General features: G+C 62.6%; 12 protein-coding genes. All 12 read left to right on the plus strand.

Annotated features, from left to right (window positions below; all coding sequences use genetic code 11):
* Nucleotides 1-40: 40 nt before the first annotated feature.
* The 12 genes from HQ354_RS14735 to HQ354_RS14790 all read left to right on the plus strand — a co-directional run bounded on the left by HQ354_RS14735 (nucleotide 41) and on the right by HQ354_RS14790 (nucleotide 11,726).
* Nucleotides 41-1,261: a thiolase family protein gene (locus tag HQ354_RS14735; protein ID WP_222635072.1), complete on the plus strand. Its 1,221-nt coding sequence runs from the start codon at nucleotides 41-43 to the stop codon at nucleotides 1,259-1,261.
* Nucleotides 1,258-1,980: an enoyl-CoA hydratase/isomerase family protein gene (locus HQ354_RS14740; RefSeq protein WP_222635071.1), complete on the plus strand. Its 723-nt coding sequence runs from the start codon at nucleotides 1,258-1,260 to the stop codon at nucleotides 1,978-1,980. The genes HQ354_RS14735 and HQ354_RS14740 overlap by 4 nt, the downstream gene beginning before the upstream one ends.
* Nucleotides 1,977-2,828 (plus strand): 3-hydroxyacyl-CoA dehydrogenase family protein, encoded by an 852-nt coding sequence (locus tag HQ354_RS14745; protein ID WP_222635070.1) that lies wholly within the window; start codon nucleotides 1,977-1,979, stop codon nucleotides 2,826-2,828. The genes HQ354_RS14740 and HQ354_RS14745 overlap by 4 nt, the downstream gene beginning before the upstream one ends.
* Nucleotides 2,825-3,604, plus strand: coding sequence for an enoyl-CoA hydratase-related protein (locus HQ354_RS14750; protein WP_222635069.1), 780 nt, complete (start codon nucleotides 2,825-2,827; stop codon nucleotides 3,602-3,604). Before HQ354_RS14745 ends, HQ354_RS14750 begins: the two co-directional genes overlap by 4 nt.
* A gap of 135 nt (nucleotides 3,605-3,739) precedes the next feature.
* Nucleotides 3,740-4,684: a 1,2-phenylacetyl-CoA epoxidase subunit PaaA gene (paaA, locus tag HQ354_RS14755; protein WP_222635068.1), complete on the plus strand. Its 945-nt coding sequence runs from the start codon at nucleotides 3,740-3,742 to the stop codon at nucleotides 4,682-4,684.
* The gene (gene paaB, locus HQ354_RS14760) at nucleotides 4,681-5,043 is read left to right on the plus strand and encodes a 1,2-phenylacetyl-CoA epoxidase subunit PaaB (protein WP_261768797.1); all 363 of its coding nucleotides are present in this window, start codon (nucleotides 4,681-4,683) and stop codon (nucleotides 5,041-5,043) included. Before paaA ends, paaB begins: the two co-directional genes overlap by 4 nt.
* A gap of 30 nt (nucleotides 5,044-5,073) precedes the next feature.
* Complete coding sequence (gene paaC / locus HQ354_RS14765; protein WP_222635067.1) at nucleotides 5,074-5,991, plus strand: 1,2-phenylacetyl-CoA epoxidase subunit PaaC; 918 nt, start codon at nucleotides 5,074-5,076, stop codon at nucleotides 5,989-5,991.
* Entirely contained in the window at nucleotides 5,988-6,494 is a 507-nt protein-coding gene (gene paaD, locus HQ354_RS14770; protein WP_222635066.1) for a 1,2-phenylacetyl-CoA epoxidase subunit PaaD, read from the plus strand. The genes paaC and paaD overlap by 4 nt, the downstream gene beginning before the upstream one ends.
* The gene (gene paaE / locus HQ354_RS14775) at nucleotides 6,494-7,588 is read left to right on the plus strand and encodes a 1,2-phenylacetyl-CoA epoxidase subunit PaaE (RefSeq protein ID WP_222635065.1); all 1,095 of its coding nucleotides are present in this window, start codon (nucleotides 6,494-6,496) and stop codon (nucleotides 7,586-7,588) included. The genes paaD and paaE overlap by 1 nt, the downstream gene beginning before the upstream one ends.
* A 15-nt stretch (nucleotides 7,589-7,603) precedes the next feature.
* Entirely contained in the window at nucleotides 7,604-8,911 is a 1,308-nt protein-coding gene (paaK, locus tag HQ354_RS14780; protein ID WP_222635064.1) for a phenylacetate--CoA ligase PaaK, read from the plus strand.
* A 1-nt stretch (nucleotide 8,912) separates the two neighbouring features.
* The gene (locus tag HQ354_RS14785; protein WP_222635063.1) at nucleotides 8,913-9,818 is read left to right on the plus strand and encodes a helix-turn-helix domain-containing protein; all 906 of its coding nucleotides are present in this window, start codon (nucleotides 8,913-8,915) and stop codon (nucleotides 9,816-9,818) included.
* Nucleotides 9,819-10,154: 336 nt separating this feature from the next.
* Nucleotides 10,155-11,726, plus strand: coding sequence for an amidohydrolase (locus HQ354_RS14790; protein WP_222635062.1), 1,572 nt, complete (start codon nucleotides 10,155-10,157; stop codon nucleotides 11,724-11,726).
* Nucleotides 11,727-11,809 lie beyond the last annotated feature (83 nt).

Here is an 11,809-nt window from a genome sequence, read left to right on the forward strand (position 1 = left end):
CGGTTATTAATGAAGAATAACCCGGCAAAGGAGCAGAGCAGTGGGCGAAGTTTTTCTGGTTGCAGGCGCACGAACCCCGCAGGGGCGTTACGGCGGCGCACTTGCGACGGTCAGGCCAGACGACCTCGCCGGCATAGTGGTCGCCGAGGCGGTTCGCCGGGCCGGCGTTCCTGCCGACAAGATCGACGAGGTGATCCTCGGTGCCGCGAATCAGGCCGGGGAGGACAACCGAGACGTAGCGCGCATGGCAGTTCTGCTCGCGGGCCTGCCCGATTCGGTCCCCGGTTACACGGTCAATCGGCTGTGCGCGAGCGGACTGACCGCGGTCGCGAACGCTGCCTCGACAATTCGCAGCGGAGAAGCCGACATCATCGTCGCCGGCGGCGTGGAATCGATGACACGCGCCCCCTGGGTACTGGCCAAGCCTGGTACCGCGTGGGCCAAACCCGGTGAGATCTTCGATACTGCGCTGGGGTGGCGTTTCACCAACCCGACGTTCGCCGCGTACGACGCCGCGGTAGCCACAGGCTCCGGGCCCGACGTCCGAAAGATCACCCTGTCGATGGGCGAAACCGCAGAAGAGGTTGCCCTCAGCGAAGGCATCACCCGCGACGAGAGCGACGCCTTCGCGCTACGTAGCCAGGAACGCGCGATCGCAGCACAGGACGCCGGTCGGTTCGTCGACGAAATCGTGCCCGTCGCAACGAAAAACGGCGAAGTCGCCGAGGACGAGACCCCTCGTCGCGGGACCACCTTGGAGAAGCTGGGCAAGCTGAAGACCGTCTTCAAGAAGGACGGCATAGTCACCGCGGGGACGTCGTCACCGTTCACCGATGGCGCCGCCGCCTTGGTCGTCGCCAGCGAGGAAGCCGTGAACAAGTACGGACTCGAGGTCCGGGGCCGTATCGTGACCAGCGCGAGTGCAGGCATCGCCCCCAACGTCATGGGCCTCGGGCCCGTTCCGTCGACGCAGAAGGCGCTTGCTCGCGCCGGCTGGAGCGTCGACGATCTCGACGCCATCGAACTGAACGAAGCTTTCGCCGCCCAGTCCCTCGGCGTCATCCGGCAGCTGAAGCTGGATGATGCGAAGGTCAACGCCGACGGCGGGGCCATCGCCCTCGGCCACCCGCTGGGAGCGTCCGGCGCTCGAATTCTGTTGACGCTCCTGGGCCGCATGGAACGCGAGAAGGCATCGAGAGGGCTTGCCACACTGTGTGTCGGCGTCGGACAGGGCGTGTCGATGCTGATCGAGGCACCGTGACCACGCTCGTCATCGAAGAACTCGTCGACCGCGTTGTGGTAACCCTCGCGCGGGAGAAACAGCGCAACGCAATCGATGCGGCGATGATCTCGGAACTCCACGAGGTATGCGCGCTCGTCGAACAAGACCCTCGCGTGTTGATTCTGACTGGCCAGGGAGACCACTTCGCGGGGGGCGCCGACATCAACCAGCTTCGCGAACGAACGCGGGACGACGCACTGCGTGGCATCAACCGGAATCTTTTCGACCGCATCGCGGCACTTCCGTTGCCGACCATTGCGGCGATCCGTGGTTACGCCCTGGGCGGCGGCGCCGAATTGTCTTACGCCTGCGACATTCGAATCGCATCCGACACTGCAGTATTCGGCAACCCAGAACCCGGACTGGGGATCATGGCAGCAGCGGGCGCGAGCTACCGGCTTCCCGAGCTGGTGGGTGTGTCCGTCGCCAAGCAGGTTCTCCTGGCAGGCCGTCTGCTCGATGCCGACGCCGCCCTTAGCGCCGGCCTGGTCATGGACATCACCGACGACCCTCTCTCCGCGGCGCATGCATTGGCCGATCGGATAGTCCGGCAAGCTCCCTTGGCGTTGAGGTTGACCAAGAAGATTCTCGATGCGCCCGGTTCGCATCCCTGGGCCGACGATATCGCCCAAGCCGTGCTGTTCGAGACCGAAGACAAACAACGCCGCATGACGGCATTCTTGGAGAAGCGAAAATGACAGTTCCCCAGTCCGTAGGCGTCGTCGGCGGCGGCCGCATGGGTGCAGGTATTGCGCAGGTGTTCGCAGCACTAGGATCCAGCGTCACCATCGCAGAGTCCGCGGATCAGGACGCCGCGCTGAACCGCGTATTCTCCGGTCTCGAGCGCGCCCACGAACGCGGAAAGCTTTCCACCGATCCGGGCGAGATCCTCGCCCGCGTGTCCACGGTCGCGGGACCCGCCGACCTTCCTCCCGCTCTCGACCTCGTCGTCGAAGCCGTCCCGGAAATCCCCTCGCTCAAGGTCGACGTGCTCGCGCTGATCGACAAGACGGTCTCCGGCGACACCGTGATCGCATCGAACACCAGCTCCATCTCGATCGCTGAACTCGGCGCAGCCCTGGCTGATCCGAGCCGGTTCATCGGCATGCACTTCTTCAACCCCGTCCCGGCCTCGACGCTGGTGGAAATCGTGCGCGCTCCGGCGACATCGACAGTCGTCGTCGAACAGGTTCGCGGTTGGGTGTCGCTGCTCGGCAAGACCGAGGTACTCGTCAACGACTCCCCCGGCTTCGCAACGAGCCGCCTTGGCGTCTGCCTGGGCCTCGAGGCGATTCGCATGCTCGAAGAAGGTGTCGCCGATGCCGACTCCATCGACCGTGCGATGGAACTCGGCTACAAGCATCCGATGGGACCGCTGCGGTCGACGGACCTCGTCGGCCTCGACGTCCGGCTCGCCATCGCCGAGCACCTCGCATCGACGCTCGGCGACCGCTTCGCACCGCCGCAGCTGCTTCGCGACAAGGTCGCCCGCGGGGAACTCGGACGAAAATCAGGTAGGGGATTTCACGACTGGGAGGTCAGATGACGGTACGACTGGACGTATCCGACGGACTCGCAACGATTGCCCTTGCACGGCCCGACGCACACAACGCGCTCGACGTTGCAACAAAACGCTCCTTCCAGGAGGCAGTAGACCGGACGGCAGCGAACACCGATGTTCGGGCGGTACTCATCACCGCCGAGGGCAAGAACTTTTGCGTCGGCCAGGATCTCGGCGAGCACGTGAGCGCGCTCGAAGCCGACCCATCGACCGCGATGGACACCGTCGGCATCCATTACAACCCCCTGATCCGCGCCCTGACGAGTCTTGTCGTGCCGGTGGTCGTCGCAGTGCCGGGTGCGTGCGTCGGTGCAGGGCTCGGCATTGCGCTGGCCGGCGATATTCGGGTGGCCGGCACCAGGAGCTCCTTCGCGACGGCCTTCACCGGCATCGGGCTGGCCAGCGACTCGGGTCTGAGCTATTCGTTGGTGGAAGCCCTCGGAAGCTCTCGGGCAGGCGCGCTCATGCTGCTCGGCGACAAGATCACCGCAGAACAGGCACACATGTGGGGCCTGGTACACCGGGTCGTGCCCGATGACGAAGTTCGCGACACTGCCCTTGCGCTCGCCCGACAGCTCGCCGATGGACCGACCGAGGCGTTTCGTGAGGTCAAAAAGCTCGTCCGGGCGTCGGCGCTCGGTCTGGACGACGCTTTGGATCGCGAACTGGGCGCCCAGAAGCATCTCGGTCGGACATCCGATCACAAAGCTGCGGTCGATGCGTTCCTGGCGAAGCGGAAGCCGGTTTTCACCGGCCGCTGATCGGAAGCAGGCGAGTTACACAGAACGGGCCACACGGGCCGTTTCAGCCCTGGTGACACTAGCCCCACTTGTGCATCACATCACTTCGGTGCATACTGATTTTCGACCGATCATTCGGTAATGAAAGTAGGACTCATGACCACGTCAAACGCCCTGAATGTCGACGCACTTCAGGAAGACTTCGACGCCACCATCGACCACGAACAGCGTGTAGAGCCTCGCGATTGGATGCCGGATGGCTATCGCAAGACGCTGATCCGCCAGATCGCCCAGCATGCACACTCCGAGATCATCGGGATGCAGCCGGAGGGCAATTGGCTCACCCGCGCGCCGTCGCTGCGTCGCAAGGCGATCCTGATGGCCAAGGTGCAGGACGAGGCAGGTCACGGCCTGTACCTCTACTCGGCGGCCGAGACGCTCGGAGCCGATCGCGCCGACCTGACGGTCAAGCTCATCGAAGGCAAGCAGAAGTACTCGTCGATCTTCAACTATCCGACGTTGACCTACGCCGACGTCGGCACCATCGGGTGGCTCGTCGACGGTGCGGCGATCTGTAACCAGGTTCCGTTGTGCCGCAGTAGTTTCGGCCCGTACGCCCGCGCGATGATCCGCGTCTGCAAAGAAGAGTCCTTCCATCAGCGTCAGGGTTACGAGTTGCTCTCGACGATGATGCGCGGCACCGACGAGCAACGCGCCATGGTCCAGGAATCAGTAAATCGATGGTGGTGGCCGGCGTTGATGATGTTCGGCCCGCCAGATGACGAAAGTCCCAACACCGAGCAGTCCATGAAGTGGGGCATAAAGCGCCATACAAACGACGAACTACGCCAACGATTCGTCGACATGTCGATCCCCCAGGCCGAGGCGCTCGGAGTGACGTTCCCCGATCCCGACCTGAAGTGGAACGAGGAACGGAAGTCGCACGACTTCGGTGAACCTGACTGGAGTGAATTCATGCAGGTGATCAAGGGCAATGGCGCCTCCAACATCGAGCGGATAGCCAATCGCCGCGCGGCGCATGAGAACGGCGCATGGGTTCGCGACGCAGCGACGGCCTTCGCAGCAAGGAACGCATCATGACCGAACTGACCGCAGAAGGCGGCCACGGAGCAGTCCCCACCGAAGACGTCCCCGTCGAGCCAAAACGTGAATCGGTCAAAGCGGATTGGCCACTGTACGAGGTCTTTCTGCGCGGCAAGCGCGGTCTGAATCACGTGCACGTCGGGTCGCTCCACGCAGCCGACGACCATATGGCGTTGCGCCATGCTCGCGATGTCTACACCCGCCGCAACGAAGGCGTCAGCATCTGGGTGGTTCCGTCCAACTCGATCGTCGCATCGTCACCGTCGGAGAAGGACCCGTTCTTCTCTCCCAGTGGCGACAAGGTTTACCGGCACCCGACGTTCTACGAGATCCCCGACAACGTCCCCCACATGTAGGAACCCGACTTCTTGAGGACTGAGACCACCATGACCGATCACGACAACGCCTACGAAGGCTTGGTCGACGAAGATTCGCACGGGCAGTGGGCTTTCGGGACGAGCTTCGACGATCCGCTCGCCGGCGTCGACACCACTGTCCCCGACGACGTCGATCTCGAGGCGCTTGCCGCGTACTGCTTGATGCTCGGCGACGATGCGTTGATCAGCGCCCAGCGTCTCGCGCAGTGGAGCACTCGCGCACCGGAACTCGAAGAAGAAGTAGCGCTGGCGAACGTCGGCCTCGACCTACTCGGCCAGGCGCGATTACTTCTGGCGCGGGCGGCAGCGGCGAACCCTTCGGTGGTGCCGTTCATTTCGGACACCTCCCCCGTCCCCTCGGAAGATGCACTGGCATTCTTCCGCGACGAGGCAACATTCCGGAACGTCCGGCTGACCGAGCTGGACAACGGCGATTTCGCGAAATCCCAGGTTCGACTTCTGGTCTTCTCGACGTGGCGGCTGGCGATCTTCGCACGCCTGCGCACATCGCGCGATCCAGTTCTTGCAGCTGTCGCGGAAAAGGGAATCAAAGAGCTGACCTACCACCGCGACTACGCGGCACGCTGGGTCGTCACCCTGGGCTGCGGGACCGACGAGTCGATCAGGCGTGTGCGTGACGCCATCGCACACGTGTGGCCCTACGTCTCCGAACTCTTCATACCCACCGACGAGGAGATCGTGCTCGCACGCGTCGGCGTCGCCGTCGACCCGCGGGATGTGCGCGAGGAGTTCGATTCCGTTCTGACGCAGGTACTTCACGCTGCAGAACTGCACGCACCGGAAGGCAAGGCCGTCGGCACCATCGGTGGCCGCGGCGGCCGGCGCGGAATCCACACCGAATCGTTCGGTCCGCTGATCGCAGAAATGCAGGTCGTCGCTCGCGCCCATCCGGAGGGAGTCTGGTGACCACCTTCGCACGAACCGCACGCGAAATCGCCGCGTCCGTCATGGACCCCGAAATGCCACTGCTCACGCTCGACGACCTCGGGGTACTGCGTGAGGTAGAGGTGCGCGAGAATGGCAGCGTCCGCGTCACCATCACCCCAACTTATTCCGGTTGCCCAGCCATGGCGACCATGCGCGACGACATCACCCACAAACTGACCGACCACGGCTTCGAGAACGTCGAGATAATCACCAGCCTCACTCCGGCCTGGAGTTCGGACTGGATCTCCGACGAAGGTCGCCGCAAACTTCGTGAGACCGGCTACTCTGTGCCGGGCCCTGCCCCTGCGCGGGCGTCGGGCCCCGTTCCGCTCACCCTGACCGTCAAGCCGCGTCAACTCGCGTGCCCACAGTGCGGATCGATGAACACCCGACTGACCTCCGAGTTCGGCGCGACCCTCTGCAAAGCCCAGTACCGATGCGACGACTGCCTCGAACCCTTCGACCACGTGAAGGAAATCTGATGACCGTCACCGCCGAGCCGGTAACACCGAATGCACGGAACAAGCCCTTCCACAGCCTGACGGTCGCTGACGTCGAATCGCTCTGCGACGACGCCGTCGCAGTCACCTTCGACGTTCCCGAACACCTCAGCGACGAGTTCGACTTCCGCCCCGGCCAATCTCTGATGCTCAGCCGGACCGTCGACGGCGTCGAGCATCGCCGCTCTTACTCCATCTGTGCGCCAGCAGGCGCACGTCCACGAGTCGGAGTCCGCGAAGTCACCGACGGACTCTTTTCATCCTGGCTCGTGCACCAGGTCAAAGCCGGCGACAAGATCGACGTCCAGGGACCCACCGGTAACTTTCACGCCGACCCTGCAGCAGGGGGACGCCACGTCCTCATCGCGGCCGGATCGGGCATCACACCGATGCTGTCCATCGCCGCGTCGGTTCTCGGGAACCCCGACGCGGAGGTCGTTCTGCTGTACGGGAACAGGCGAACCAGATCGGTGATGTTCGCCGAAGAGATCGCCGACCTCAAGGACCAGTACGGCAGCCGATTCGACGTCATTCACGTGCTCTCTCGCGAACCCCGCGAAGTACAACTGTTCAGCGGCAGACTCGATGCCGAACGACTCCGGGACATTTTGGACACTGTCGTCCCAACGCCGGACATCGACCACTTCTGGCTGTGCGGCCCGTTCGGCATGGTCACCGACGCCCAGCAGGTGCTCGGCGACCTCGGTATCGACAAAGCGCGCATACATGCCGAGCTGTTCTACGTCGACGATGTTCCCCCGCCCCAGGAGAAGCACCGCGAACCAGGAGTTACCGGGCCCAGCAGCGAAGTCACCATCGTCCTCGACGGCCGCAGCGTCACCGGAACACTCCCCCGGGACGAATCGATACTCGATTCCGGAGAGCAACTGCGTTCCGACCTTCCGTTTGCCTGCAAGGGCGGCGTGTGCGGTACATGCCGCGCGAAGGTGACGTGCGGCGATGTGGACATGCGCCGCAACTACGCGCTAGAGGAGAACGAGGTCGCCGCCGGTTTCGTTCTCACCTGCCAGACATTCCCCCTCAGCGACACCGTGACCGTCGACTTCGACGCCTGACACCCGGAGACCATAATGACCAGTGTGCTGTCCGCTCCCATCGACACACCCGACATCGAATTCGCGTCACGGGACAGAATCTCGACGCTGCAACTCGAACGCCTGCAGTGGTCACTGAAACACGCGTACGACAACGTGCCCCACTACCGGAAAGCATTCGACGACGCGGGAGTTCACCCCTCCGACCTGAAAGACCTTTCGGACCTCGCCAAATTCCCGTTCACGTCCAAGAGCGACCTGCGCGAGAACTACCCGTTCGGCATGTTCGCCGTGCCGCAGGATCAGGTCTCGCGAATCCATGCATCGTCGGGCACCACCGGCCGACCCACCGTGGTCGGATATACGGCGAACGACATCAGCAACTGGGCCGACCTCATCGCCCGCAGCCTGCGGGCAGGCGGCGTGAAGCCCTCGGACAAGGTACACGTGGCCTACGGTTACGGACTGTTCACCGGCGGACTCGGTGCTCACTACGGCGCGGAACGACTGGGCTGCACCGTCATTCCGATGTCCGGCGGAATGACCGATCGTCAGATTCAACTCATCGAGGACTTCCAACCCGACGCCATCATGGTGACACCGTCGTACATGCTGACGATCGTCGACGCCATGGTGAAGAAAGGCATCGACCCCGCACGGACCTCGCTGAAAACCGGAGTCTTCGGCGCCGAGCCGTGGACCGAGGAGATGCGCAAAGAGATCGAGAAGACCCTCGACATGGACGCCGTCGACATCTACGGGCTGTCCGAGGTCATGGGGCCCGGCGTGGCCATGGAATGCGTCGAAACCAAAGACGGGCTGCACATCTGGGAAGACCATTTCTACCCGGAAGTCATCGACCCGGTCACCGGCGAAGTCCTACCCGACGGCGAAGAAGGCGAGCTGGTCTTCACGTCGCTTTCCAAGGAAGCGATGCCGATCATCCGCTACCGCACCCGCGACCTCACTCGGCTACTCCCTGGCACCGCCCGCACGATGCGACGCATGCAGAAAGTCACCGGCCGCACCGACGACATGATCATCCTGCGCGGGGTCAACCTGTTCCCCACCCAGATCGAAGAGCTCATTCTCGCAGTCCCGGCGTTGGCGCCGCAGTTCCAATGCGTTTTGGAGCGCGCGGGTCGCATGGACTCGATGACCGTTCTCGTCGAAGCCCGTCCCGACGCTGACCCCGGTAGCCACGGTGTCGCCGAAACGACCCTGAAGAAGCTGGTCAAGGACCGTATCGGCGTCAGCGTGAACGTCACAGTAGTGCCGCCGGCTTCGTTGGAGCGTTCCATCGGTAAAGCCCGCCGTCTGATCGACAACCGCCCGACCGTATGAGATGAGCCCGGTGGCGCAGGATTTCGAACAGTGGCGCGAGAACGTCTCGACGGCGTTCGTGCCGCTCGACGCTGTGTCCACCGGGCCATCGTCGTTCGAGGGAACGCTCGTGTCGTCAACGCTGGGGGCTTTACAACTAAGTGAGGTGACCGGTCGAGAGGTCGACGTCAGGCGCACTCGCGCGACAATTCGGAAGTCCGACCCCGGATCGATCAAGGTCGGTCTGCAACTGTCGGGGTGCGGCACGATCGTCCAGAACGAACGCGAGGCCGTGCTGCGTCCGGGCGATTTCGCCGTGTACGACACCAGTGCCCCATACGATCTGCACTTTGTTGGGGACTTCGAGATGTTTGTGGTGATGCTTCCGCGTAACTCGCTTCGCATCGATTCCCGTGAGTTGATGACCGCGACGGCACGGCGCTTCGCGGGTGCCCGGGGAGTGGGGGCGTTGGTTTCTCCGTTTCTGCAGACACTGCGCCGCAACGCTCTCGACGGCAGTCTGCCCACCACGCCGATGCTCGAACACGCTGTACTCGATCTTCTCGGTGCTGCTCTCGACGACGCAGTGCCGCGCGAGGCTCTAGGGTCGACTTTGCTGATCGAGGCGAAAGCTCACATCGAATCACATCTGTCCGATCCCTCGCTCTCCACGGCGTGCATCGCTGCGCACCTACATATTTCGACGCGCTATCTGCAAAAGCTGTTCGAATCGGATGGCCGGACGGTCGCAGGTTGGATCCGCTCTCGACGACTCGACTTGTGTCATCGCGATCTGCGCGATCCTCGGTACGCCATGCACAGCATTGGATCCATCTGTGCGCGTCACGGTCTGGTCGATTACTCGAATTTTTCGAGATTGTTCAAAGAGACGTACGGCATGTCACCACGCGCCTATCGCGCAGGTTGATCGCGAGATCACGCACAGTTGCTGTGGTGGTCGGGCACAGGGGTTGGCAACGCTGAGCGGCACACGAGCAACAGGTGACTCGCCGTCAGCGACATGAGCTGTAGCAGCCGTTCGCGCCAGGTGAAACGAGTCGGATCGATGTATTCAAGATGGCGTTTCTCGACAAGTTTGACTGCGCATTTCCCTATGTCCTGTTTGTCGGTACTTGACTAGGCTAGGACTGCCGCGTTGCGGAACAGAGCACGCGGACATTGTCATCGACTATTGCTAGCACTGGCCCCGTCGTGCAACGCGCGAGCTAGGTGCCGCAGGTCTTTATGCCCGGGAAAGCGAATCATGGCGACTGCATACGTCAATTGCACGATCCACACCGTCGATGTCGATCGACCTCATGCCACCGCGGTCTTGGTGGACGGAGGCACCTTCTCCGTCGTCGGAACCGATGATGACATTCGAAACGCCGCTCCGCCAGAAACCGAATTCATCGACCTCGGGGGCCTCACCGTCATACCTGGACTCCACGATGCGCATACACATCTACTGTTCAGTGGGTTGAAGTTCAACTTCGAGGCGCGACTCACCCCGAACGCGGGCGCGAAGCAAATCGCACACGACCTCGAACACTGCCAATGCGCAAGCTTGGTAGATGCGACAGAACAGCAGTGGCTTGTCGGAGGTGAGTTTCTACCGGCTGCGTTCGAGGACGGCGAGTTGGACCGTCGTTTTCTGGACGAGGTCTTTCCCGATCAGCCAGTCTTTCTGTACGACTACACCATTCACCACGCCCTGGTGAATTCGAAAGCTCTCGAGATCGCCGGTCTGGATGACTCCACACCGGATCCGGTCGGCGGGAAATTCATACGCCGACCCGGTACAACTGAGCTCACCGGTGAGCTGGTGGAACAAGCCACGTGGCCCGTCACCAACGCGATGCCCAAGTACCGACCGGAAATAGACCGTGCAGCACTTCGGTGGGCAATCGACACATGTCACCGCTTCGGCATCACGTCAGTTCAGGAGGCATCGGCGTCACCCCGCGCGCTTGCCGCTATGAAGACGCTCGAAGACGAGGACCAATTGAACCTTCACATCGCCGCCCACCTGGTCTGGCGCGAAGAATCCTTCGGTCAAGCGACAGCGGCCGAGCTCGATGAGTCGATCGCGAACCGAGATGCGTTCGCGAGTAAGCACCTCGATACCCGCTTCGTGAAGATCTGGCTCGATGGCGCGCCCCTCCCACCCCACATGACACAGGCAGATCTCGACGCCCACGGAAACGTCGACGAATCGAACATCGTTGTGGAAGCACAGGAGCTCGCGGATGTCATCGGCCGTTTCGACGCAGCAGGTCTGTCGGTCAAGATCCATTGTGCAGGTGAGGGGTCAGTACGCGCAGCATTGAACGCCTTCGAATCGGTTCGAGCTCGAAACGGCGAAGACGGGCCCCTGCACGAGGTCGCACACTGCACGTTCATCCACGATGACGACTACGCCCGGTTCGGGCGCAACAACATCGTCGCCGAAATGTCGCCGGCAATTTGGCATATCGAGGAGTTCGGCCTGCAGGAGGGCTACCAATTCCGGAAGGTTCTCGAGTCAGGCACGACGATGACGATCGGATCCGACTGGATCATCACACCCGATCCGAATCTGTTCCCGGCGCTGCAAGGGATGCTCGACAAGGGCGAAAGTTCTGTCGACCTCGAGACCGCCATCCGTCTTCTTACTATCGAAGGAGCGCGGGTGGTCGGGCGCGCAGAAACCCGCGGCTCGATCACCCCGGGAAAGTCGGCCGACATGATCGTTCTGGACCGTCCGATCTTCGACATTCCAATTACCGAAGTAGGCGATACTCGAGTGCTCCGTACCGTCTTCGAGGGAACCACCGTGTACGACAGCATGGGGTAGCCGATAAGACACGAACTGACGCTCGATGTAGCCGGCGGTACAAGATGGCCCCGGCTACATCGAGCGTCAGTTCCGTTCGGACG

This window comes from Rhodococcus sp. BP-261, assembly GCF_019835205.1.
GTDB lineage: Bacteria > Actinomycetota > Actinomycetes > Mycobacteriales > Mycobacteriaceae > Rhodococcoides > Rhodococcoides kyotonensis_B.